Below are 25,007 nucleotides of genomic sequence, written 5' to 3'. Positions count from 1 at the left end.
TCCTGATTGCCGTCTGGCGGCAGCGTAGTCATAGACTGTTGCGTTGTGGTGAAAGTCACAGTCCGCGGTGAACACTTGTATCCTCGAGCCGTGCAAGACCACTCTAGCTCTGACTTTAGCACCCTCAGTGGCCCCGTTTACTGAGCCAGCGCAGCAATATGCGCTCGAGATCGGCGCGCTTGAACGGTTTGGCCAGGTAATCGTTCATCCCGGCCTGCAGGCAGGCTTCGCGATCGCCCTGCAAGGCATTGGCCGTGAGGGCGATGATCGGGGTCTTACTGTACGTGTGTAGCTGGCGAATCTGGCGGGTGGCTTCGTAACCATCCATGACCGGCAACCGGCAATCCATCAGGATGGCCGCATAGTGATGCTGGCTGGCACTGTGCACTGCCTGGACGCCATCGCTGACCAGGCTGACCCGATAGCCGAGGCTGCGCAGCATGGCTTCGATCACCGTCTGGTTGACCGGGTTGTCCTCTACCAGCAGTACTTCCTGGCCTTCGCCATAGTGGTTGAGTGGCTGGTTGTCCGATTCCTCTGGGTGTAGACGCAGGCTGAACGGCAGGGGGATTTCCAGGGTGAACACCGAACCCTGGCCCTCCGTGCTGCGTGCATGCAGGGTGCCCCCCATGCGTTCGGCCAGGGTGCGAGCGATCGACAAGCCGAGGCCGGTGCCGCCATAACGCCGGGAAATCGACGAGTCGGCCTGCTGGAAGGCGTCGAACATGCGTTCCAGACGCTGCGGTGCGATGCCGATGCCGCTGTCATGCACGGCACAGGTGAACCACAGCACTTCGTTATCCAGCGGCTGCCAGTGGGTTGCGATGCGAATGCCGCCGTCTTCTGTGAACTTCAACGCATTGCCCAGCAGGTTGACCAGGATCTGGCGGATCCGCGTCGGGTCGCCCTGCACCTCGAACTGTTCCAGACCCGGCTGGTTCTCCAGGGTCAGGTGCAGACCATGTTGCTGCGCGCTGTGCTGGAACACCTGGATCGAGCCCTGCAGCAGCTCCAGCAGGTTGAACGGAATACGCTCCAGCTCCAGGGCACCGCGCTCGATGCGGGAGAAGTCGAGGATGTCGTTGATCACCTTGAGCAGATGCTCGGTCGACTCGGTGGCCAGGGCGGCGTATTCGTCCTGCTCCTGGGTCATTTCGGTGGTTTCCAGCAGCTGCAGCATGCCCAGCACACCGTTCATGGGGGTACGCAGCTCGTGGCTCATCATGGCCAGGAAGTCCGATTTGGCCCGGTTGGCTTGCTCGGCCTCTTCGCGGGTCTTGATCAGCTGGGTCATGGCCAGTTGCTGCTCATGGCTGGCGTCGGCCAGGCTGAGCGCCAGCTTGTTGATATGCCGGGCCAGATCGCCCAGCTCGCCGGTGGCGGTTTCCGCCAGCGGCGGCTGGTAGTTGCCGCTCTGCAGGGCTTGCAGGGCTTGCCCCATGTCGCTGATCGGCTGGGCCAGACGCCGTGCCAGCTGGCGCGCCAGGAGGAAAGTCAGGAGCAGGGCGAGCAGACCCAGCACGGCCGCCTTGAACAGGATGGCCTGCTGACGGCTGGTGAATGCCTCGCCGGACATGCCGACCACCACACGCCCCAGGTAGTCGTCGCTGAGTTTGTCGCGAATACCCGGCTGGCCGGCTTGCTGCAGGTGGATGGGGGCATGGAAAACCTCCACCGAGGTGCTGCCCGGGTGATTCGGCTGCTCGACATAGACCAGGATGTTCTCTTCACGGTCGCGCACTTCGAGAAAGCGTACGTGCGAGGTCGTCAGCGTGGAACTCAGCAGGTTGTCGAGCACCTCCAGGTTGCCGGAAATGACCCCGTACTCGGCCGCTGGGGCCAGCTGGTTGGCGATCAGCTGGCCAGTGCGGTTGAGTTCCTGGCGCAGGTCCTGCAAGCGTTCATAGGTGAAGAAGCTGATCAGTAGCACGGTCAGCAGCAGGGCGGGGCCGACGCTGATCAGCTGGGTGCGACTATGAATAGTCCAGTTACGGCCGAAGATCATGGGCGTCCAGCTCCGGCCAACAGGTGCAGGACCTGCAGCGGCAGAGCCAGCTGGCGGGAGTAGGGTGGACTGCGGAAGGACAGGTTCGGGTGCACGCAACGGCCTTGCTATAGGGCGGAATGCCCCGCATGTTAATCGACAAACGCGTATTTGCCAGTCTGTCGCTGCGCGCAAGCGCTCTGAGGGCTGGTCGGTCGGCGGATGCTCCGCAATAATGCCGCCCATTCGCCATCTCGATGGCTCTGATTGGATCGATCATGACCGAGCAACAACCAGTCGCCGTATTGGGTGGCGGCAGCTTTGGCACCGCCATCGCCAACCTGCTGGCGCAGAACGGCCAGCGCGTCCGCCAGTGGATGCGTGATCCGGAGCAGGCCGCCGCAATGCGCAGCCAGCGTGAGAACCCGCGCTACCTCAAGGGCATCAAGCTGCACCCGGGCGTCGAGCCGGTAACGGACCTGGCCGAGACCCTGGCCGCCTGCGAGCTGGTATTCGTCGCCTTGCCATCCTCGGCGTTGCGCCAGGCCCTGCAGCCGGTAGCGGGCGCGCTGGCTGGCAAGCTGCTGGTCAGCACCACCAAGGGCATCGAGGCGCAGAGCTTCAAGCTGATGAGCCAGATCCTCGAGGAAGTGGCCCCGCAGGCGCGCATTGGCGTGCTGTCCGGGCCCAACCTGGCGCGCGAAGTGGCCGAGCAGGCGCTGACCGCCACGGTAATCGCCAGTGAGGACGAACAACTCTGCCTGTGCGTGCAGGAAGCTCTGCACGGGCGCACCTTCCGCGTCTACGCCAGCCGCGACCGTTTCGGCGTGGAGCTGGGCGGGGCGCTGAAGAACGTTTACGCGATCATCGCCGGCATGGCCGTGGCGATGGGCATGGGCGAGAACACCAAGAGCATGCTGATCACTCGCGCGCTGGCGGAAATGACCCGTTTCGCGGTCAAGCTGGGCGCCAACCCCATGACCTTCCTCGGCCTGGCCGGGGTCGGCGACCTGATCGTCACCTGCTCATCGCCCAAGAGCCGCAACTATCAGGTCGGTTTCGCCCTGGGCGAAGGTCTCAGCCTGGAAGATGCCGTGGCCCGGCTCGGCGAAGTGGCGGAAGGGGTCAACACCATCAAGGTGCTCAAGGCCAAGGCCGAGGAACTGCAGATTTACATGCCCCTGGTCACGGGTTTGCATGCCATCCTCTTCGAGGGGCGTACCCTGGCCCAGGTGATCGAGGCGCTGATGCGTGCAGAGCCGAAGACCGACGTCGATTTCATTTCCACCAGTGGTTTCTGAAACCTAGCGAGATTGGGAGAGCGACATGAGCGAACCGAGCAAAGAACTGGAGCGTGAATCCATCCTGCTGCGCATTCTGTGGATGGTGATCTTTACCATCGTCTGGCAGCTGGCGGAAATCATCCTCGGTGGGGTGGTGCTGCTGCAGCTGGGCTACCGCCTGTTCTACGGCGCACCCAACGGTGGCCTGCAGGGTTTTGGCGACAGCCTCAGCCAGTACCTGCAGCAGATCGGCCGCTTCGGCACCTTCAATACTGAAGAGAAACCCTGGCCGTTCGCCGACTGGCCGACCCCGCGCGCGCCGCAAGACAACGAGCCGCACAGCATCCCGCCGGCCGCTCATCCTGTGGTGGACGAAGAGCCCAAGCTGTGAGGCTATGGCTGTTGCGCCACGGTGAGGCCGAGCACAGGGCGCGCAACGATGCCGAGCGCGCCCTGACCGAGCACGGGCGCAAGGAAGTCCGCCATGCGGCCAAACATTTGCGTGGCGTGGCGCTGACGAAAATCCTCGTCAGTCCGTATCGGCGCGCCCAGCAGACGGCCGAACTGGTACGTGAAACCCTCGGCTTGCAACTGCCGCTGACCACCCTCGACTGGCTGACGCCGGACGACGATCCACGCGCCGTGCTGCAGCAACTGGATGCCGACGCTGGCGACGAATACCTGATCGTCAGCCACAACCCCTTGCTCGGCTCCCTGGCCGGATTGCTGGTGCATGGCCACCTGCAACAGCCGGTCATCCTGCATACCGCCAGTCTGGTGTGCCTCTCCGGCGAACACCTGCTGGCCGGCGTGCTGACTCTAGAGTCGCTGCATCACCCGCACTAGAGCGGCTCTGCGCTCCTGTAACATTTCTTCACTTGCCGCCCCTCCTGACGCGTGGAATATTCAACCAAGCAAGTGCTTGGTTGCTCCCTGTGACAATAAGAAAAAACAAGGAGGCCCCGTGGCCAGTGCAGTCCGTTTACCGCTCGAGGTATTTTTCGAGCGCGAGTCGCGTCACCCGAACAAGACGTACCTGATCCAGCCCCAGGGCAATGGCCAGGTCGAGGAGCTGATCTGGTCCGAGGTCGGCGAGCAGGCGCGGCGCGCCGCCAGTTGGCTGCGCAGCCTGGAATTGGCGCCGGGCAGCCGGGTCGCCATCATCTCGAAGAACTGCGCACACTGGATCGTCACCGACCTGGCGATCTGGATGGCCGGGCATGTCTCGGTGCCGCTGTATCCCAACCTCACCGGTGACTCCGTGCGCCAGGTGCTGGAGCATGCCGAGGCCCGCGTGGCCTTTATCGGCAAGCTGGATGACTGGCCGGCCATGGCGCCCGGCGTGCCCGAGGGCGTCATCACCGTGTGCCTGCCGTTGCACCCGCACGGCCGCTTCGACCGCACCTGGCAGGATCTGCAGGCCAGCGCGCCGATCCAGGACACTCCGCGCCCTGCGGCCGACCAGTTGGCCACCATCATCTACACCTCCGGCACCACCGGCATGCCCAAGGGCGTGATGCACAACTTCGGCAACTTCGGTTTCACCGCCAGTCATGCCACTGAGTTGTTCGGTGTTTCCGATAATGATCGGGTGCTCTCCTACCTGCCGCTGTGCCACGTGGCCGAGCGCATGTTCGTCGAGCTCAATTCGCTGTACAGCGGCCTGACGGTGTACTTCGCCGAGAGCCTGGATACCTTCCTCGCCGACCTGCGTCGCGCCAGGCCCACGGTGTTCTTCGGCGTGCCGCGGATCTGGACCAAGTTCCAGATGGGCGTGTACTCGAAGATGTCCGCCAGCAAGCTGGATTTCCTCTTGTCCCTGCCGCTGCTCGGGCGTTTGTTCGGGCGCAAGGTGCTGCGCGGCCTGGGCCTGGATGCCGTGCGCTATGGCCTGTCCGGCGCGGCGCCGGTGCCCGAGGCGCTGCTCAACTGGTACCGCCGCCTGGGCCTGGAGCTGCAGGAGGTCTATGGCATGACCGAAAACTGCGGTTACTCGCACGTCTGCCGTCCCGGCAAGTTCAAGCAGGGCTGGATCGGCCAGAACAACCCTGGCGTGGAAGTGCGCATCAGCGAGGAGGGCGAAGTGCTGGTGCGCAGCGGCTCGACCATGCAGGGCTATTTCAAGGAACCAGGCAAGACTGCCGAAGCCATGACCGAGGACGGCTTCCTGCGTACCGGCGACAAGGGCGAGCAGGATGCCGATGGCAACCTGCGCCTGACCGGGCGGATCAAGGAAATCTTCAAGACCAGCAAGGGCAAGTACGTGGCCCCGGCGCCGATCGAGAACCTCCTGGCGGTGCACTCGCATATCGAGCAGGTCTGCGTGGTTGGCGATGGCCTGCCGCAGCCGCTGGCGCTGTGCGTGCTGTCCGAGGCCGGGCGCAAGGAGCCGCGCGAGCAGCTGGAAGGCAGCCTCAAGCGCTTGCTGGAGGAAACCAACCAGGCGCTGGATAAGCACGAGAAGCTCAACGTGCTGGTGCTGGTGCCGGAAGTCTGGGCGGTGGAGAACGGCTTCCTGACGCCGACCCTGAAGATCAAGCGGGCCTCGGTCGAGGGCGCTTACAGTCCGCATTTCCACGCCTGGGGCAGTCGTTCCGGCGAGGTGGTCTGGCAGGAATAGCTGCCGGCGGGCGTCCTGCTGCAATGCGCGCGGCTGTCTCGCGCCCATTGCAGCGGGTCTGGCACAGTTAATTAGTCGATTTCTTTGACCGGGGCCATGATTCGGCAATCCGGCGATTGAAGCTGTGCATCCGCTTGGGCACCCTTGCGCCTTCTGCAAACTCCAGGAAGGAGGTTAAGGCGTGAGGGATGCCAATCAAACGCATATTTCCCTGAGCATTCAGGGTGTCGCCAGCGACCTGCAGGTACTGGCGTTCGAGGGCCGCGAGGCGCTCAACCAGCCGTATGAGTTCAGCATCGACTTGGTCAGCCAGGACCCGCAGCTGGATCTGCAAGCGCTGCTCAATCAGCCGGCCTTTCTCGCCTTCGGCCCCGATGGCGGCGTGCATGGGCTGGTCTACGCCATCGAACAGGGTGACTCCGGCAAGCGCCTGACCCGCTACCGCATCAGCCTGCAACCGCAGCTGGCCTACCTGCAACACCGCCATAACCAGCGCATCTTCCAGCAACTGAGCGTGCCGCAGATTATCGCGCAACTGCTCGAGGAGCACGGCATCCAACAGGGCGCCTACAAGTTCCAGGTTGGCAGCGTCTATCCGCCGCGCGACTACTGCACCCAGTACGACGAATCCGACCTGCATTTCATCCAGCGCCTGTGCGAAGAGGAGGGCATCAGCTTTCACTTCCAGCACAGCGAAAATGCCCATGCGCTGGTGTTCGGTGACGACCAGACGGTGTTCCGCAAGCTGCTGGCGCTCAACTACCAGCAGGACAGCGGCCTGGCCGCCGAGCAGGCAGTGGTACGCGCGTTCAACGTGCGATTGGCCACGCGCAGCACCCAGGCCAGCTACCGCGATTACGATTTCGAGAAGCCGCGCCTAACCCTGCAAGCCACGCAGAACAGCGCTTTCCAGCCGAGCCTGGAGGTCTACGATTTTCCCGGCCGCTTCACTGAGCGCGAACGCGGCAAACACCTGGCCAAGCGCGCCCTGGAACGCCTGCGCAGCGACTACACCCAGGCCGAAGGCAAGAGCGATGCATCCCTGGCCTGCGGCCACTTCCTCAGCCTGCAGCAGCACCCCAGCGCACCCTTGAACGACCTGTGGCTGCTGCGCGAGGTCTGGCACGAAGGCAAGCAGCCCCAGGTGCTGGAAGAGTCCGTCACCGACTTCGGCGCCGGCTTTCTCCCCTCTCCCATTCATGGGAGAGGGGCCGGGGGAGAGGGCTCGTCAGGCGACTCCGACTTCCACCAAGGCTACCGCAACCGCTTCCATGCCACGCCCTGGGCCGATCCATTCCGCCCGGCCCTGCAACATGCCAAGCCCAAAGTCCTCGGTAGCCAGACGGCCGTGGTCACCGGTCCCAAAGGCGAGGAAATTCACTGCGACCAGTACGGTCGGGTGAAAGTACAGTTCCACTGGGACCGCGAAGGACAGGCCGACGACAAGACCAGCTGCTGGCTGCGCGTGGCCAGCAGCTGGGCCGGCGACCGCTACGGCGGCATCGCCATCCCGCGGGTTGGCATGGAGGTACTGGTCAGCTTCCTCGAAGGCGATCCCGACCAACCCCTGGTCACCGGCTGCCTGTACCACGCCGAGCACGTGGTGCCCTATGACCTACCCGCGAACAAAACCCGCAGCGTGTTCAAGACCCTCAGCTCGCCTGGTGGTGGCGGCTACAACGAATTGCGCATCGAAGACCGCAAAGGCCAGGAACAGATCTACCTGCACGCCCAGAAAGACTGGGACGAAAACGTCGAAAACGACCAGAAGATCCGCATCGGCCACGAACGTCACGACACGGTCGAGGCCAACAGCTACACCGAGCTGAAAGCCGAGGAACACCGCACCACTCACTCCGACCGCAAGGTCGAGGCACGCAGCAATGACCACCTCACAGTAGCAAGCACTCAGCACATCAAACTTGGCACGGCCCAGTTCACCGAGACCGGCAACGAAATCCACTACCACGCCGGCAGCAAAGTGGTGATCGAGGCCGGCATGGAGCTCACCGCCAAGGGCGGCGGCAGCTGGCTCAAGCTCGATCCCAGTGGCGTGACTCTGAGCGGGGCGACCGTGAAGATCAATTCTGGTGGCGGGCCGGGATCAGGTAGCGGAAACACCAGCATGCTGCCGATGATTCCGCTACCAGCGGCAGCCGACAAAGCCGGGCAGTTGCTCAAGCAGGCCCTATCGCAACCCGCCCCGGAGGTCATCCACAAACTGAGCCTGCTGATCAGCCCCATACCGGGATATCGGGGATACAAAGACGAGCCGTACACCCTGTACGCCGATGGCCGCCAGATCCAGGAAGGTTTGACCGGCAAGGATGGCCTGCTGGTCTTCGATCACCTGCCAGGTACTCGCCAGTACTCGGTCGAGCTGGTCAACGGTCACCGCTTCGACGTCGATGTCAGCGAAGAGCCGGAAGAGACCGACGCACCACTGGGAGAAAATCTCGCCCGCCGCGGCTACCGCGACTATCAGGCCCAGGTCGAACAACTGGAGCCGCTGCAGTCGGCAGAAGACTATCGCCTAGCCTCTTGGAACCCTACGGGTGAAACAAAGGCGTGAGTACACGCAAGGAAGCAACATGACCACGGACTACAGCTCTCAGGCCCTGAAGCTCAATATCAAGCAATACAAAGACGGCAACACGACCATGGACTGGTTCGCGCGCAAGGCACTCTATCCGCCACGCGCCGGCATCGAGATCACTCCACTGATCAACGGCGAGGCTGCCTTCGGGGCCGTGCATGACGCCATCCAATCCGCGCAGAAAAGCGTCGAGATCATTTGCTGGGGCTTCGACCCGGCCATGCGTTTCAAACCCGGCGGCGATCGCATCGGCGAACTGCTGGATCTACGTGGCCGCTCTGGCGTCAAGAGTCGGGTCCTGATCTGGAAGAACCCGCTGGCCAACATCATGGAAAACACTGTGATCGGTGATGGCCTGATGGGCTCAGGAGGTACGGCAGCTGGCTCGGGGGTGACATCAGGAAGGCCGGCCAAACAGCCGGAGGAAATAACCCGGCTGCAGATGCAGCACCAGCACAACCAGGCCACCATCGATCGCCTCCAGGCCACGCTGGAGAGCTCTCGGCAACGCCGCCAACGGGGTGAGTTGTCCAGTTACGACTCCGCCATGGAGCGCGATACCCAGGGGCGTATCGCGCAGCTGGAGGGGGAAAACAGGGCCATCGACAAGCGTATCGAAGAAGTCACCGAAGCCACTACGGGTTATGGCGGCATGTCAGGATCCGGCGGCCCCAAGCTCGACCCGCAGGACCAGGAATTCACCCGCAACTGGTTTCGTCGCGTACACAAGGGCTGGATGCAGAACGTCGAGTTTCGTACCCGCGACTTCAGCTTCGTCGAAGACCTGATTCCCCTCTTTGGCGGCGCAGCCTTCCGCCTGGAATCGGATCGCTTCAGCATCCTTACGCGACTGCTATCAGGCGAGGCTCCGGACCTCAACTACAAGCAGATTTTGGCCCTGACTTTCTTCGCCAGCCACCACCAGAAGATGGTACTGGTGGACTACGAAGACCCAGCCAGCGCTGTCGGCTTTGTCATGGGTCACAACATGCATCGCAACTACTGGGACACCAATGCCCACCTGTTCGATGACCGTGCCGCCCAACGCACTCCAGGCTTCGGCCCCTGGCAGGATATCTCCACCCGGGTTCGCGGGCCGTTGCTGCATGATCTGAACGACAACTTCAGCAGTGCCTGGGATAGGGAAACCTTCTGGATCAAGCGTTGGTTCAGCGACGGTCTGAAGGAGCAGCGCAAAGCCATCCGTCCGGATGTGTTCGCACCGCAAGGCGCCAACATGGCGCAGATTATCCGTACCCAGCCGCAAGAGAATGGCGAAACCTCGATTCTCGAGGCCTATCACAAGGCCATCGGTAACGCGCGCAATTACATCTACATGGAGAACCAGTACTTTCGCTACCCGCAGTTCGCCCGGCAGCTGCGCACTCTGGCAACCGCTTACAAGGAGCGCGGGCGCAAGGATGATCTCTACCTGTTCGTAGCCACCAACAATCCCAATGGCGGTTTCTACTCCAGCTCCACCTACAGCATGATGCAGGAGCTCGGCCAGGAGCAGCTGATGCCCCAGGCCCAGCGCGACCTGGCCGAAAAACTGATACGCAAACGCCGGCGCCTGGCTGCCCTTAAGGCCGACACCAGCGGCCGCACCGATGCACAGGCGCGTATTCCTCAGTTGGAACGCGAGATCGCTGAGCTGGAGGCCCAGGGCGTCACCCCCGAAGTGGAGGAGCGCCTGGGTGGATTGAAAGAAACCGACATTCCAGAACTGGCCAAACCGAAAGAGGGCGAAGACGAGGATGCCAAACCCTATGAGCTTGAGGAGCTTCCGGGGCTGAAAGTCGTGATCGGAACCCTTACCGCCTGCTCACCGGAACCGGGAAGCCAACTGCCGCAAGGCCAGCAGGCACGTTTCCGCGATATCTATATCCACTCCAAGCTACTGGTGGTGGACGACGTGTTCAGCCTGGTCAGCTCCGCCAATATCAATGCCCGTAGCATGCATAGTGATTCGGAACTTGGCGTGTGCTCGCCTGATCCCAAGCTGGCCAGATATTTTCGTGAAGAGCTTTGGGGGCTCCATACCAAGGCCAATTTCAATGACGGGCAAGGTCTATGCGATGCCCTGCGAAACTTCGAGAACTGGAACAAGGTAATGGACAAGAACTGGAAGGAAAGGAGCAAAAATAGACCCCTAGTTGCACATCTGACCCGTTTCTGGGATGTGGAGACGCCTTATGCGACTGCGGCTGATTAAAACGCTAACGACAGTCTTCTTCATCCTCGCTGCCATACATGGAGTACCGGCCATGGCCTATCCCACATTCACCTGTGTCTACGAAAAAGACCATAACCCGCCGCTGGATTCCGAGGCCGATACCTGGTTTCAGGAAGCCAGAAGTCTGGAGAAAGATCTCCGCGACTGGCCCCGAGTTGTCGAGCTCTATGAAAAGGCCATCGCCAAGGATCACTGGAAGGCCATGCACAACCTGGCACGCCTATACCGAACAGGCTGGCCGGGCAGGCCGGGGGTGGAGAAAGACACCCAGAAAATGCTCGACCTTTACGAGCAAATGGTTGAGCTCAAAGTGCCGCTGGGTTACTACAACTGGGCCGTCGCTGCCGAGCGCGGTAAAGGCATGCTGCGCGACGATCGCATGGCCAGTTCCTATATGTTCCAGGCGGCGCAGCTAGGCAGCCCCCAAGCCCAGGTTGCCCTTGGCAACTTTTTCGCCTTCGCATTACCTAGCGAGAAACAAGACGATGTAATGGCTGAGGCCTACTTTCGCTGCGCCGGCGCCCAAGATAATCCTGAGGCGCTCCTAGAAGTGGCTGGGTTCTATGACACGGCCAAGAGGAACTATCCACGCGCTTTGTTCTACTACCAGCGTGCAGCGTCATTCGGTGACGCCTCCGCAGTCAGCACATTGAGCAGCGTGTTCAACCCAGACAGTTCACCAGGCTTCACGCTTGGCTACAAAGCCAACAATGAACTGCATGACGTCTACGAAAAATTCTATGCGCAAGTACGCAATAACCCGGATCTGCGCTTCCCCGATCTGGCCAAGGAACACCCTCTGCCGCCTCATCCGGAGCAGGGCCTTGATGCCGAGCATCCGGATCGTCGTTTCGCGCTTTGACCCGGTGTGGGGATGGTGGGACGCTCTATGCAACTACTGCCGATTAAAGTCCTGATGCGAGGCCTTTTCTTTCTTTTGCTGTTCCTGGGTGGGGTGCCTGCCATGGCTTACCCAGAATTCACCTGCGCTCACGAAAAAGACCATAACCCGCCGCTGGATGCAGAGGCCGATACATGGTTTCAGGAAGCCAGGAGCCTGGAGAAAGATCTTCGAGACTGGCCTCGCGTTGTCGAGCTCTATGAAAAGGCCATCGGCAAAAATCACTGGAAGGCCATGCACAACCTGGCACGCCTATACCGAACAGGCTGGCCGGGCAGGCCAGGGGTGGAGAAAGACACCCAGAAAATGCTCGACCTTTACGAGCAAATGGTCGAACTCAAGGTGCCGCTGGGCTACTACAACTGGGCGGTCGCTGCCGAGCGCGGTAAAGGCATGCTGCGCGACGATCGCATGGCCAGTTCCTATATGTTCCAGGCAGCGCAGCTGGGCAGTCCGCAGGCCCAGGTCGCACTAGGTAATTACTTTGCTTTTTCTCTGCCGCGGGAGAAACAGGATGATCCGATGGCTGAGCAGTATTTCCAATGTGCGGGCGCCCAAGACGTGCCAGAAGCAATCATCGAAGCCGCGCAGTTCTATGAAATCCGCAAGCACAATCAACCGAGAGCCCTTTTCTACTACCAGCGGGCCGCTTCGCTTGGGAGCACAGCAGGGTTCATGGAGCTTTATGAAGTCTTCAGTCCAGAATCGGGACCTGCTTTTACTAGGGGCTACAAATCCGACAAGCAGCTCGCCGACTTTTACAAGGCGCACATGTATCAAGTTGATGAAAACCCGGATCTGCGTTTCCCCAATTTGGCCAAGGAACATCCTCTTCCTCCTCATCCAGAGCAGGGCCTCGATGCCGAGCATCCGGATCGCCGTTTCGCGCTTTGACCCGTTTGGGGATGCTGGGACGCCCTATGCAACTGCCGCCGATTAAAGCCTTGGTGCGAAGCCTTTTCTTTCTTTTGCTGTGTCTGGGTGGAGTGCCTGCCATGGCTTATCCGGCATTCACGCCTACGAAAAAGACCATAACCCGCCATTGGACGCCGCCGCCGATGCCTGGTTGAATCGCACCGGTTTTTGTGGAGGCTGTTTCGTTTAAGTCAGGCCGCCATGGCCTGACCGGCTTGTTGCTGGTGGAAGTTTGCCTCAGCCTCCGCCGGCGGGATATATCCGATTGAACTCAGCAAGCGTTGGTGGTTGTACCAGTGCACCCATTTCAAGGTTGCCATCTCGACGGCCTCGCGGCTCTTCCATGATTGGCGGTGTATCAGCTCGGCTTTGTATAGCCCGTTGATGGTTTCGGCCAAGGCGTTGTCGTAGCTATCACCCTTGCTACCCACCGAGGGCTCGATGCCGGCCTCGGCCAGTCGCTCGGTGTAGCGGATCGAGACGTACTGGCTGCCACGGTCGCTGTGATGGATCAGGCTCCCCGTGCGATGCGGCTGACGGGCATACAGCGCCTGTTCCAGGGCATCCAGCACGAAGTCGGTCTTCATGCTGGTACTGACTCGCCAGCCGACGATGCGCCGCGCATAAACGTCAATCACGAACGCCACATACAGCCAGCCCTGCCAGGTCGACACGTAGGTGAAGTCCGATACCCACAGCTGGTTGGGGCGGTCGGCATGGAACTGCCGCTGGACACGATCCAGCGGGCAGTGGGACTTGTCGCCCGCCACCGTTGTCCGCACAACCTGGCCGCGCCTTATGCCCTGCAATCCAGCCCGACGCATCAACCGCTCCACCGTGCATCTGGCTGCCTCGATACCCTCTCGCCGGAGCTGCCTCTAGACCTTCACCGCGCCATAGCACTGCATGTTGGCGTCCCACACGCGCTGGATTTCCGGGATCAATGTGTCGTCACGCCGTGCACGGCAGGAGCGCAGTGCCGGGTTACGAAGTCGGGCCGCGTGCCTACGGTAACCGGACGGGGCGATCTGCAAGACGCGGCAGATCGACTCGACCCCGAGACGGTCACGATGCTGATCGACAAATGCCCTCAGGACTTGGTGCGGCGGTCGAGCTCCGCCTGGGCAAAATACGCACTGGCCAGGCGCAGGATCTCGTTGGCCTTGCGCAGCTCGCGATTCTCTCGCTCCAAGGCCTTGATGCGCTTGCGCTCTTCGGTGGTCGGCCCAGGACGCTGACCGGCATCAGTTTGATGGCGACGAATCCAGCCATGCAGAGTTTGCGCTGCACAGCCAATCTTCGGGGCAATGGCCTCAATGGCCGCCCACTCGGACGGATAGTCGTTCAGGTGCTCCAGAACCATGCGCACGGCACGTTCACGGACTTCAGGGGAGTAGGTAATGGTCTTTTTCATAGCCTCATCTTCTCAAGAGTTGGGGCCTCCACGAAAGCCGGTACGATTCAAACATCCGGATCGCCGTTTCGCGCTTTGACCGTTTTGGGATGTTGGGGCGGGACACCGAAACGAAAAAGGCTGCCAGATGGCAGCCTTTTTTCTTGTTGCGGCGATGCTTACTTGCGCTGGTCCAGCGGCACGATGTCACGCTGCGCGTAGCCGGTGTACAGCTGACGCGGACGACCGATCTTGTACGGGCTGGAGAGCATTTCCTTCCAGTGCGAGATCCAGCCGACGGTGCGCGCGAGGGCGAAGATCACGGTGAACATGCTGGTCGGAATGCCGATCGCCTTGAGGATGATCCCCGAGTAGAAGTCGACGTTCGGGTACAGGTTGCGTTCCTTGAAGTACGGATCGGTCAGGGCGATCTCTTCCAGGCGCATGGCCAGTTGCAGCTGCGGGTCGTTGGTGATGCCCAGTTCGCCGAGCACTTCGTCGCAGGTCTTCTTCATCACGGTGGCGCGCGGGTCGCGGTTCTTGTAAACGCGGTGACCGAAGCCCATCAGCTTGAACGGATCGTTCTTGTCCTTGGCCTTGGCGATGAACTTGTCGATGTTCTCGACGCTGCCGATCTCGTCCAGCATGGTCAGTACGGCTTCGTTGGCGCCGCCGTGTGCCGGGCCCCACAGCGCGGCGATGCCGGCAGCGATACAGGCGAACGGGTTGGCGCCGGACGAACCGGCCAGGCGTACGGTGGAGGTGGAGGCGTTCTGCTCATGGTCGGCGTGCAGGACGAAGATGCGGTCCATCGCCTTGGCCAGTACCGGGCTGATCGGTTTGATCTCGCACGGGGTGTTGAACATCATGTGCAGGAAGTTTTCCGCGTAGTTCAGGTCGTTACGCGGATACATCATCGGCTGGCCCATGGAGTACTTGTAGGCCATGGCAGCGATGGTCGGCATCTTGGCGATCAGGCGCATGGCCGATACTTCACGATGCTGCGGGTTATTGATGTCCAGGGAGTCGTGGTAGAAGGCGGAGAGGGCGCCGACCACGCCGCACATGATGGCCATCGGGTGGGCATCGCGGCGGAAGCCGTTGAAGAAGCTCTTCAACTGCTCGTGAACCATGGTGTGGTTCTTGATGGTGCTGACGAACTTGGCCTTTTCCTCTGCGCTCGGCAGTTCGCCGTTCAGCAGCAGGTAGCAGGTTTCCAGGTAGTCGGATTTCTCGGCCAGTTGCTCGATCGGGTAGCCGCGATGCAGCAGGATGCCCTGGTCGCCATCGATATAGGTGATTTTCGACTCGCAAGAGGCGGTCGACATAAAGCCAGGATCAAATGTGAAGCGACCCGTGGCGGTTAGGCCCCGCACGTCAACTACATCGGGACCAACGGTGCCGGTCAGAACGGGCAGCTCTACGGGGGCATTGCCCTCGATGATCAACTGCGCTTTTTTGTCAGCCATGTTCGGCCTCCTGTTTATGCTTGAAATCATCAGACGGCCCCCCACGCAGGGCCCGGGACACTATAGAGACATAAATTTTAATGTCAATTTGCCCTAAGCCAGATGGCAGACGGCTTCCAGCCCTGTTTTGGGGCGCAATAAGTGCCGCTAATACGCCATTTATTAAGGTGGCGCAATCCGCTTTTAGCGAGGGTCTTTACGTTGTCATTAGTTACCTAACTGTCTATACTCTGCGCCCGGCCGTCAGGGGCTTTAGGGCCTGCGTTTTGGCGGTTGGCACTCCCTTGGTGAGGGGTACCTGACCAGTGCACTTCCCGACAACTTGCCCTGTTTGTTAGGGGCCTCTAGTGTGAAAAAAGCCGTGAATAGCCAACGACCTGTAAACCTAGATCTCAGGACTATCAAACTCCCGATCACCGCTTATACGTCCATTCTGCACCGTGTTTCCGGTGTCATTCTCTTTGTCGGCCTTGCCGTGCTGCTGTTCGCACTCGACAAGTCGCTGAGCTCCGAGGAAGGCTTTGCAGAAGTCAAGGCGTGTCTGACCAGTCCGCTGGCCAAGCTGATTGTCTGGGGCCTGTTGTCCGCTCTGCTGTATCACCTGGTGGCCGGTGTACGCCATCTGATCATGGACATGGGTGTCGGCGAGTCGCTGGAAGGCGGCAAGCTGGGCTCGAAAATCGTCATCGTGGTTTCCGTGGTGGTGATCCTGCTGGCAGGGGTGTGGATATGGTAACCAACGTAACGAACTTCTCTCGCTCGGGCCTCTACGACTGGATGGCCCAGCGCGTGTCTGCGGTTGTTCTCGCGGCTTATTTCCTCTTCCTGATCGGCTTCCTCGTGGTGAATCCGGGCCTCGGCTACGCCGAATGGCACGGTCTGTTCGCTCACACGGCGATGCGCATCTTCAGTCTGCTGGCCCTGGTGGCCCTGGGCGTACACGCCTGGGTCGGCATGTGGACCATCTCCACTGACTACCTGACGCCAATGGCGCTGGGCAAGTGGGCGACTGTCGTGCGTTTCCTGTTCCAGGCGTTCTGCGGCATTGCCATGTTCGCGTTCTTCGTCTGGGGCGTACAGATTCTCTGGGGTGTCTGATTAATGTCTAGCATTCGTACTCTTTCCTATGACGCCATCATTATTGGTGGTGGCGGTGCCGGCATGCGTGCCGCGCTGCAACTGGCTCAGGGCGGCCACAAGACCGCTGTAGTCACCAAGGTTTTCCCGACTCGTTCGCACACCGTATCCGCCCAGGGTGGCATTACCTGCGCCATCGCTTCGGCCGATCCGAACGACGATTGGCGCTGGCACATGTACGACACCGTCAAGGGCTCCGACTACATCGGTGACCAGGACGCGATCGAGTACATGTGTTCCGTAGGCCCGGAAGCCGTGTTTGAGCTGGAGCACATGGGGCTGCCGTTCTCCCGTACCGAACAAGGCCGCATTTATCAGCGTCCGTTCGGTGGTCAGTCCAAAGGCCCGAACAACCCGACTCAGGCTGCACGTACCTGCGCCGCGGCTGACCGTACCGGTCACGCCCTGCTGCACACCCTGTACCAGGCCAACCTCAAGGCTGGCACCTCGTTCCTCAACGAGTGGTACGCGGTCGATCTGGTGAAGAACCAGGATGGCGCCATTGTCGGCACCATTGCCATCTGCATCGAAACCGGCGAAACCGTTTACATCCGCTCCAAGGCTGTGGTTCTGGCCACTGGCGGTGCGGGTCGTATCTACGCCTCTACTACCAACGCCCTGATCAACACCGGTGACGGCGTGGGCATGGCCCTGCGTGCCGGCGTGCCGGTGCAGGACATCGAGATGTGGCAGTTCCACCCGACCGGTATCGCCGGCGCTGGTGTACTGGTTACTGAAGGCTGCCGTGGCGAGGGTGGTTACCTGATCAACGCCCATGGCGAGCGTTTCATGGAGCGTTATGCGCCGAACGCCAAAGACCTGGCCGGCCGCGACGTGGTTGCACGTTCCATGGTCAAGGAAGTCATCGCCGGCAACGGCTGTGGCCCGGACAAGGATCACGTGCTGCTGAAGCTCGATCACCTCGGCGAAGAAGTGCTGCACAGCCGCCTGCCAGGTATCTGTGAGCTGTCGAAGACTTTCGCTCACGTCGATCCGGTCGTCGCTCCGGTTCCGGTGATTCCGACCTGCCACTACATGATGGGCGGCGTGCCGACCAACATTCATGGTCAGGCCATCACCCAAGATGCCAACGGCAACGACAAAATCATCGAAGGCCTGTTCGCCGTAGGCGAAGTGGCGTGCGTGTCGGTACACGGTGCTAACCGTCTGGGCGGCAACTCGCTGCTCGACCTGGTGGTATTTGGCCGTGCCGCTGGTCTGCACCTGGAAAAAGCGCTGAAAGAAGGCGTGGAAGTCCGCGGTGCCAGCGAAACCGACATCGAACAGTCGCTCAAGCGTCTGGCTGGCGTCAACGAGCGCAGCACCGGCGAAGATGTCGCACCGCTGCGTAAAGAACTGCAGCAGTGCATGCAAAACTACTTCGGTGTATTCCGCACCGGCGAGTACATGCAAAAGGGTATTACCCAACTGGCCGACCTGCGTGAGCGGATCGCGAGCGTCAAGATCGCGGACAAGAGCCAGGCCTTCAACACTGCGCGTATCGAAGCACTGGAACTGCAAAACCTGCTGGAAGTGGCCGAAGCCACTGCCATCGCCGCCGATACCCGTACCGAGTCCCGTGGCGCGCATGCCCGCGAAGACTACGAGGATCGCGATGATGAGAACTGGCTGTGCCACTCCCTGTACTTCCCGGGTGAGAAACGTGTCGCCAAGCGCGCTGTGAACTTCGCGCCGAAGACCGTTCCTGCTTTTGAACCCAAAGTACGTACTTATTAAGGGTGGTCATCATGTCTCTTGGTAAAACTTTGCAAGTCAGCGTTTATCGCTACAACCCGGAAAAAGATGCCGCGCCGTTCATGCAGGACTTCACCGTCGATATCGACGGCAAGGACCTGATGGTGCTCGACGTACTGGCCCTGATCAAGGAACAGGACGAAGGCTTCTCCTACCGTCGCTCCTGCCGTGAAGGCGTGTGCGGTTCCGACGGCATGAACATCAGCGGCAAGAACGGCCTGGCCTGCGTCACGCCGATCTCCTCCGTGGTCAAGGGCAACAAGCTGGTGATTCGCCCGCTGCCTGGCCTGCCGGTCATTCGTGACCTGGTGGTCGATATGAGCATCTTCTACAAGCAATACGAGAAGGTGCAGCCTTTCCTGCAGAACGACACGCCGGCTCCGGCCATCGAGCGTCTGCAGTCGCCGGAAGAGCGCGAGAAGCTGGACGGTCTGTACGAGTGCATCCTGTGCGCGTGCTGCTCCACCAGCTGCCCGTCCTTCTGGTGGAACCCGGACAAGTTCCTCGGTCCCGCTGCACTGCTGCAGGCTTATCGTTTCCTTGCCGACAGCCGTGACACCAAGACCGCAGAGCGTCTGGCCTCGCTGGACGATCCGTTCAGCGTGTTCCGTTGCCGCGGCATCATGAACTGCGTGAACGTTTGCCCGAAAGGTCTCAATCCGACCAAGGCAATCGGCCACGTACGCAACATGCTGCTGCAGAGCGGTACCTGATTCAGTTTTACCCGTAATACCTGCGGCGGCGGCGTAACTCCGCTGCCGCAGTAAAACCAGAACCGCAGCTCACAAAGCCGCGGTTCTTACTTGAAAAGAATTTGATGACCAGCAGGGGCATCCGGGCTGGTGCCCGGACTATCTGCGGGATCCGTAGTGGCTTACCCGTCGCTGCTTCAGGACTTTGAGCCTCAATTACGGCCTCCACGCCGGTGGTGTCCCCTTACCGAGGGTGACCAAGCATGCAAGAAAGCGTGATGCAGCGCATGTGGGACAGTGCCCACCTATCCGGTGGTAACGCTGCCTACGTGGAAGAGCTCTATGAGCTCTACCTGCACGATCCCAACGCTGTGCCAGAAGAGTGGCGCACCTATTTCCAGAAATTGCCGACTGACGGCAATGCCGCCACCGACGTTTCGCACTCGACCGTCCGTGATCATTTCGTGCTGCTGGCCAAGAACCAGCGCCGCGCACAACCGGTTTCCGCCGGCAGTGTCAGCAGCGAGCACGAGAAGAAGCAGGTCGAAGTCCTGCGTCTGATTCAGGCGTACCGCATGCGTGGCCATCAGGCTGCGACGCTCGACCCGTTGGGTCTGTGGCAGCGTCCGGCTCCGGCTGACCTGGCGGTCAACCACTATGGTCTGACCAACGCCGACCTCGACACCACCTTCCGTACTGGTGAGCTTTATATCGGCAAGGAAGAGGCGACTCTACGGGAAATCTTCGAGGCGTTGCAGCAGACATATTGCCGCACCATTGGCGCCGAGTTCACCCACATCGTCGATTCCGAGCAGCGCAAGTGGTTCCAGCAGCGTCTGGAAAGCGTGCGCGGCCGCCCGGCATTCTCCGTGGAAGTGCAGGGTCACCTGCTTGAGCGGCTGACCGCCGCCGAAGGCCTGGAAAAATACCTGGGCACCAAGTACCCGGGCACCAAGCGTTTCGGTCTGGAAGGCGGTGAGAGCCTGATTCCGCTGCTGGACGAAATCATCCAGCGCAGCGGTTCCTACGGCACCAAGGAAATCGTCATCGGCATGGCCCACCGCGGCCGTCTCAACGTACTGGTCAACACCTTCGGCAAGAACCCGCGCGACCTGTTCGACGAGTTCGAAGGCAAGAAGGTCGATGGTCTGTCCTCCGGTGACGTGAAGTACCACCAGGGTTTCTCCTCCAACGTCATGACCCCGGGCGGCGAAGTGCACCTGGCACTGGCGTTCAACCCGTCGCACCTGGAGATCGTCTCTCCGGTGGTCGAGGGTTCCGTGCGTGCCCGTCAGGATCGCCGCAGCGACCCGAACGGCGACAGCGTACTGCCGATTTCCATCCACGGTGACGCGGCTTTTGCCGGTCAGGGCGTGGTCATGGAAACCTTCCAGATGTCGCAGACCCGCGGCTACAAGACTGGCGGCACCATCCACCTGGTGATCAACAACCAGGTCGGCTTCACCACCAGCCGTCCGGAAGACTCGCGCTCCACCGAGTACTGCACCGACGTGGCGAAGATGATCCAGGCGCCGATCTTCCATGTGAATGGCGATGATCCGGAAGCCGTGCTGTTCGTCACCCAGCTGGCCGTCGACTACCGCATGCAGTTCAAGCGTGACGTGGTCATCGACCTGGTCTGCTACCGCCGTCGTGGCCACAACGAAGCCGACGAGCCGAGCGGCACCCAGCCGCTGATGTACCAGCAGATCGCCAAGCAGCGCACTACCCGTGAGCTGTATGCGGAAAGCCTGATCAACGGCGGCCGCCTCGACCTCGAGCGCGTGCAGACCAAAATCGACGAGTACCGCAATGCGCTGGACAATGGCCAGCACGTGGTCAAGAGCCTGGTCAAGGAGCCGAACAAAGAGCTGTTCGTCGACTGGCGCCCGTACCTGGGCCATGCCTGGACTGCCCGTCACGACACCCGCTGCGATCTGAAGACCCTGCAGGATCTGGCCGGCAAACTGCTCGAGCTGCCGGAAGGCCTGGTTCTGCAGCGCCAGGTGGCCAAGGTTCTGGAAGACCGGGTCAAGATGACCGCCGGCGCCATGCCGATCAACTGGGGTTACGCCGAGAACCTGGCCTACGCCACGCTGCTGCAAGCCGGTCACCCGGTGCGCATCACCGGTCAGGACGTTGGCCGCGGCACCTTCTCGCACCGCCATGCGGCGCTGCACAACCAGAAGGACGCGACCACCTACCTGCCGCTGCAGAACCTGTTCGAAGGCCAGCCGAAGTTCGACCTGTACGACTCCTTCCTCTCCGAAGAGGCGGTACTGGCCTTCGAATACGGCTACTCGACCACCGTGCCCAACGCACTGGTGATCTGGGAAGCGCAGTTCGGCGACTTCGCCAACGGCGCTCAGGTGGTGTTCGACCAGTTCATTTCCAGTGGCGAGCACAAGTGGGGCCGTCTGTGCGGCCTGACCATGTTGCTGCCGCACGGTTATGAAGGGCAGGGTCCGGAACACAGCTCTGCACGCCTGGAGCGTTACCTGCAGCTGTGCGCCGAGCACAACATGCAGGTCTGCGTACCGACCACCCCGGCGCAGATCTACCATCTGCTGCGTCGCCAGGTGATCCGTCCGCTGCGCAAGCCGCTGGTAGTGCTGACTCCCAAGTCGCTGCTGCGCCACCCGCTGGCCATCTCGACCCTGGAAGATCTGGCCGAAGGCTCGTTCCAGACCGTCATTCCAGAGACCGACACGATCGATCCGAAGAAGGTCGAGCGTCTCGTGCTGTGCAGCGGCAAGGTCTACTACGACCTGCTGGCCAAGCGCCGTGCCGAAGGGCGCGAAGAGATCGCCATCGTGCGCATCGAGCAGCTCTATCCGTTCCCGGAAGACGATCTGGCCGAGGTTCTGGCGCCGTACAAGAACCTCAAGCATATCGTCTGGTGTCAGGAAGAGCCGATGAACCAGGGCGCCTGGTATTGCAGCCAGCACCACATGCGTCGTGTTGCCTCTGCGCACAAGAAGGCCCTGTTCCTCGAGTACGCAGGTCGCGAAGCCTCGGCTGCGCCGGCTTGCGGTTATGCCTCGTTGCACGCCGAGCAGCAGGAAAAACTGCTGCAGGACGCCTTTACTGTTTAACGCCTTCGCGTAGCGAGGCGACGGCACGGGCCGTCGCCTCCTTGAAGAAAACGAATTTAAGGAAACACTCAGAATGGCTATCGAGATCAAAGCCCCAACCTTCCCGGAATCGGTTGCCGACGGCACCGTGGCTACCTGGCACAAGAAGCCGGGTGACGCGGTCAAGCGTGATGAGCTGATCGTCGACATCGAGACCGACAAGGTGGTGTTGGAAGTACTCGCCGAGGCCGACGGCGTACTCGCCGAAATCGTCAAGAACGAAGGTGACACCGTGCTCTCCGGCGAACTGCTGGGCAAGCTGGGTGCCGCTGGCGCAGCCGTAGCCGCTGCACCGGCTGCTGCCGCTGCGGTTGCCGCTTCTGCTGCAGCCCCGGCCGCTGGTGATGATGATGCGATCCTTTCGCCGGCCGCGCGCAAGATCGCCGAAGAAGGTGGTATCGATCCGAACAGCATCACCGGCACCGGCAAAGGTGGTCGTGTGACCAAGGAAGACGCCGTGGCTGCTGTTGCCGCCAAGAAAGCCGCTCCGGCCCCGGCTGCCAAGCCGGCCGCTCCGGCTGCCGAAGCACCGGTGTTCGCCGGGGGCGATCGCACCGAGAAGCGCGTGCCGATGACCCGTGTACGTGCCACCGTGGCCAAGCGTCTGGTCGAAGCCCAGTCGAACATGGCCATGCTGACCACCTTCAACGAAGTCGACATGACCGAAGTCATGGCCTTGCGTTCGAAGTACAAGGACCTGTTCGAGAAGACCCACAACGGCGTGCGCCTGGGTTTCATGTCGTTCTTCGTCAAGGCTTCCGTCGAGGCGCTGAAGCGCTTCCCGGCCGTCAACGCCTCGATCGACGGCACCGACATCGTCTACCACGGCTACCAGGACATCGGCGTTGCCGTGTCCAGCGACCGTGGCCTGGTGGTTCCGGTGCTGCGTAACGCCGAGCTGATGAACCTGGCCGAAGTCGAAGGCGGCATCGCCACCTTCGGCAAGAAGGCCCGTGACGGCAAACTTTCGATCGACGAAATGACCGGTGGCACCTTCACCATCACCAACGGCGGTACTTTCGGTTCGATGATGTCGACCCCGATCGTCAACCCGCCGCAGGCCGCGATCCTCGGCATGCACAACATTCTCCAGCGCCCGATGGCCGTCAATGGCCAGGTAGTCATCCGCCCGATGATGTACCTGGCGCTGTCCTACGATCACCGTCTGATCGACGGCAAGGAAGCGGTGAGCTTCCTGGTGACCATCAAGAACCTGCTGGAAGACCCGGCTCGTCTGCTGCTGGACATCTGATCCCGCTGCTGTGCACGCGGCAGTCCTCACAAGGGACTGCCCGGTTTTATCCGAGAAGGAATGAGTTATGACCCAGAAATTCGACGTGGTAGTGATTGGTGCCGGCCCTGGGGGCTACGTGGCCGCCATCAAGGCCGCACAACTCGGTCTGAAGACCGCCTGCATCGAGAAGTATCAGGACAAGGACGGCAAGGTCGCCCTCGGCGGCACCTGCCTGAACGTCGGCTGCATTCCATCCAAGGCGCTGCTGGACAGCTCCTACAAGTATCACGAGGCCCACGAAGGCTTCAAAGTCCATGGTATCGACGTCAAAGGCGTCACCATGGACGTGCCGGCGATGGTCGCGCGCAAGAACACCATCATCAAGAACCTGACTGGCGGCGTTGCCGGCCTGTTCAAGGCCAACGGTGTGACCCTGCTGGAAGGCCACGGCAAACTGCTGGCTGGCAAGAAGGTTGAAGTTACCGGGACTGACGGCAAGGTTGAGATCGTCGAAGCCGAGAACGTGATCCTCGCGTCCGGCTCCAAGCCGGTCGACATCCCGCCGGCTCCGGTCGACCAGGATGTGATCGTCGACTCCACCGGTGCCCTGGAATTCCAGGCCGTGCCGAAGAAATTGGGCGTGATCGGTGCCGGTGTTATCGGCCTCGAGCTGGGCTCGGTCTGGGCTCGCCTGGGCGCCGAAGTCACCGTGCTGGAAGCCATGGACAAGTTCCTCGCCGCCGCCGACGACCAGATTGGTAAAGAAGCGCTGAAAATCCTCGGCAAGCAGGGCCTGGACATCCGTCTGGGTGCCCGCGTGACCGGCAGCGAAGTGAAGAAGAAGCAGGTGACTGTGACCTTCACCGACGCCACCGGCGAGCAGAAGCTGACCTTCGACAAACTGATCGTCGCCGTTGGCCGTCGTCCGGTGACTACCAACCTGCTGGCTGCCGATAGCGGCGTGACCCTGGATGAGCGCGGTTTCATCTTCGTCAACGACCAGTGTGAAACCAGCGTGCCGGGCGTCTACGCCATCGGTGACGTGGTGCGCGGCGCGATGCTCGCGCACAAGGCCTCGGAAGAGGGCGTGATGGTTGCCGAGCGCATCAAGGGCCACAAAGCCCAGATGAACTACGACCTGATCCCGTCGGTGATCTACACCCACCCGGAAATCGCCTGGGTCGGCAAGACCGAGCAGCAGCTGAAAGGCGAGGGCGTTGAAATCAACGTCGGCACCTTCCCGTTCGCCGCCAGCGGCCGCGCCATGGCTGCCAACGACACCGCCGGCCTGGTCAAAGTCATCGCCGATGCCAAGACCGACCGCGTACTGGGCGTGCATGTGATCGGCCCAAGCGCCGCCGAACTGGTGCAGCAGGGCGCCATCGGCATGGAATTCGGCACCAGTGCCGAAGACCTGGGCATGATGGTGTTCTCGCACCCGACTCTGTCCGAAGCGCTGCACGAAGCGGCCCTGGCGGTGAATGGCCACGCCATCCACATCGCCAACCGCAAGAAGCGCTAAGTACCACCAGAGCATGCGGCGTCTGGCCTTGGCCAGACGCTCAAACGCAGGAAAGAACCATGGCGTACGGCCCGCGGCAGCCCCACACGGTGTGTTGCAGGAATGTCCGCCAGGACTGCTAACCAGAGCAGTCACA

General features: G+C 61.3%; 17 protein-coding genes, 1 pseudogene and 1 other annotated feature. Of the genes and pseudogenes, 15 read left to right on the top strand and 3 right to left on the bottom strand.

Translation table 11 applies throughout. The features are described 5' to 3' along the window. Nucleotides 1-124: 124 nt before the first annotated feature. Nucleotides 125-2,005: an ATP-binding protein gene (locus tag LRS11_RS17455; RefSeq protein ID WP_260494150.1), complete on the bottom strand. Its 1,881-nt coding sequence runs from the start codon at nucleotides 2,003-2,005 to the stop codon at nucleotides 125-127. Nucleotides 2,006-2,262: 257 nt separating this feature from the next. On the opposite strand from LRS11_RS17455, the gene LRS11_RS17450 reads away from it, so the two are divergent. From LRS11_RS17450 to LRS11_RS17415, 8 genes are all read left to right on the top strand, one after another. Next, nucleotides 2,263-3,285 carry an NAD(P)H-dependent glycerol-3-phosphate dehydrogenase gene (locus LRS11_RS17450; protein ID WP_260494149.1) on the top strand — a complete coding sequence of 341 codons (1,023 nt, stop codon included), beginning with the start codon at nucleotides 2,263-2,265 and terminating at the stop codon, nucleotides 3,283-3,285. A 25-nt stretch (nucleotides 3,286-3,310) separates the two neighbouring features. Further along, a complete protein-coding gene (locus tag LRS11_RS17445) occupies nucleotides 3,311-3,658 on the top strand; it encodes a DUF4389 domain-containing protein (RefSeq protein ID WP_182835360.1) in 348 nt (115 codons plus the stop codon). Continuing rightward, the gene (gene sixA, locus LRS11_RS17440; protein WP_260494148.1) at nucleotides 3,655-4,113 is read left to right on the top strand and encodes a phosphohistidine phosphatase SixA; all 459 of its coding nucleotides are present in this window, start codon (nucleotides 3,655-3,657) and stop codon (nucleotides 4,111-4,113) included. The genes LRS11_RS17445 and sixA overlap by 4 nt, the downstream gene beginning before the upstream one ends. Before the next feature lie 118 nt (nucleotides 4,114-4,231). Next, nucleotides 4,232-5,887 carry an AMP-binding protein gene (locus tag LRS11_RS17435; protein WP_260494147.1) on the top strand — a complete coding sequence of 552 codons (1,656 nt, stop codon included), beginning with the start codon at nucleotides 4,232-4,234 and terminating at the stop codon, nucleotides 5,885-5,887. A 181-nt stretch (nucleotides 5,888-6,068) separates the two neighbouring features. Continuing rightward, on the top strand, nucleotides 6,069-8,459 hold the full coding sequence (locus LRS11_RS17430; protein ID WP_260494146.1) for a type VI secretion system tip protein VgrG: 2,391 nt from the start codon (nucleotides 6,069-6,071) through the stop codon (nucleotides 8,457-8,459). A 19-nt stretch (nucleotides 8,460-8,478) separates the two neighbouring features. Continuing rightward, entirely contained in the window at nucleotides 8,479-10,698 is a 2,220-nt protein-coding gene (locus LRS11_RS17425; protein ID WP_260494145.1) for a phospholipase D-like domain-containing protein, read from the top strand. Further along, nucleotides 10,679-11,581 (top strand): tetratricopeptide repeat protein, encoded by a 903-nt coding sequence (locus tag LRS11_RS17420; RefSeq protein WP_260494144.1) that lies wholly within the window; start codon nucleotides 10,679-10,681, stop codon nucleotides 11,579-11,581. The genes LRS11_RS17425 and LRS11_RS17420 overlap by 20 nt, the downstream gene beginning before the upstream one ends. Nucleotides 11,582-11,608: 27 nt before the next feature. Continuing rightward, on the top strand, nucleotides 11,609-12,514 hold the full coding sequence (locus LRS11_RS17415; RefSeq protein WP_260494143.1) for a tetratricopeptide repeat protein: 906 nt from the start codon (nucleotides 11,609-11,611) through the stop codon (nucleotides 12,512-12,514). Nucleotides 12,515-12,726: 212 nt separating this feature from the next. Here the strand turns inward: LRS11_RS17415 and LRS11_RS17410 are convergent. Together LRS11_RS17410 and gltA are read right to left on the bottom strand one after the other, a co-directional pair. Further along, a pseudogene (locus tag LRS11_RS17410) lies at nucleotides 12,727-13,949 on the bottom strand (IS3 family transposase). Beyond that, nucleotides 13,555-13,671 (bottom strand) — a sequence feature (AL1L pseudoknot). (Overlaps the previous pseudogene by 117 nt.) 158 nt (nucleotides 13,950-14,107) lie before the next feature. Then, on the bottom strand, nucleotides 14,108-15,397 hold the full coding sequence (gene gltA / locus LRS11_RS17405) for a citrate synthase (protein ID WP_260494142.1): 1,290 nt from the start codon (nucleotides 15,395-15,397) through the stop codon (nucleotides 14,108-14,110). A gap of 349 nt (nucleotides 15,398-15,746) precedes the next feature. Here gltA and sdhC point away from each other — a divergent pair, with 349 nt between their 5' ends. The 7 genes from sdhC (at nucleotide 15,747) to lpdA (ending at nucleotide 24,871) form a co-directional block, all read left to right on the top strand. Beyond that, a complete protein-coding gene (gene sdhC / locus LRS11_RS17400) occupies nucleotides 15,747-16,133 on the top strand; it encodes a succinate dehydrogenase, cytochrome b556 subunit (RefSeq protein WP_173206183.1) in 387 nt (128 codons plus the stop codon). Further along, entirely contained in the window at nucleotides 16,127-16,495 is a 369-nt protein-coding gene (sdhD, locus tag LRS11_RS17395; protein ID WP_173206186.1) for a succinate dehydrogenase, hydrophobic membrane anchor protein, read from the top strand. The genes sdhC and sdhD overlap by 7 nt, the downstream gene beginning before the upstream one ends. Before the next feature lie 3 nt (nucleotides 16,496-16,498). Then, complete coding sequence (gene sdhA, locus LRS11_RS17390) at nucleotides 16,499-18,271, top strand: succinate dehydrogenase flavoprotein subunit (protein WP_260494141.1); 1,773 nt, start codon at nucleotides 16,499-16,501, stop codon at nucleotides 18,269-18,271. An 11-nt stretch (nucleotides 18,272-18,282) separates the two neighbouring features. After that, nucleotides 18,283-19,002 (top strand): succinate dehydrogenase iron-sulfur subunit, encoded by a 720-nt coding sequence (locus LRS11_RS17385; protein WP_173206192.1) that lies wholly within the window; start codon nucleotides 18,283-18,285, stop codon nucleotides 19,000-19,002. 242 nt (nucleotides 19,003-19,244) lie between these two features. Further along, nucleotides 19,245-22,076 carry a 2-oxoglutarate dehydrogenase E1 component gene (locus LRS11_RS17380; protein ID WP_260494140.1) on the top strand — a complete coding sequence of 944 codons (2,832 nt, stop codon included), beginning with the start codon at nucleotides 19,245-19,247 and terminating at the stop codon, nucleotides 22,074-22,076. A 73-nt stretch (nucleotides 22,077-22,149) separates the two neighbouring features. Next, on the top strand, nucleotides 22,150-23,367 hold the full coding sequence (odhB, locus tag LRS11_RS17375) for a 2-oxoglutarate dehydrogenase complex dihydrolipoyllysine-residue succinyltransferase (RefSeq protein WP_260494139.1): 1,218 nt from the start codon (nucleotides 22,150-22,152) through the stop codon (nucleotides 23,365-23,367). Nucleotides 23,368-23,434: 67 nt separating this feature from the next. Next, the gene (lpdA, locus tag LRS11_RS17370; protein ID WP_260494138.1) at nucleotides 23,435-24,871 is read left to right on the top strand and encodes a dihydrolipoyl dehydrogenase; all 1,437 of its coding nucleotides are present in this window, start codon (nucleotides 23,435-23,437) and stop codon (nucleotides 24,869-24,871) included. Nucleotides 24,872-25,007: the final 136 nt, after the last annotated feature.

Origin of the sequence: Pseudomonas sp. J452 (assembly GCF_024666525.1) — a bacterium.
In the GTDB taxonomy this organism is placed as follows: Bacteria; Pseudomonadota; Gammaproteobacteria; order Pseudomonadales; family Pseudomonadaceae; genus Aquipseudomonas.
Note: the sequence above shows the minus strand (reverse complement) of the source record. Positions and strands in the feature narration are given on the sequence as shown.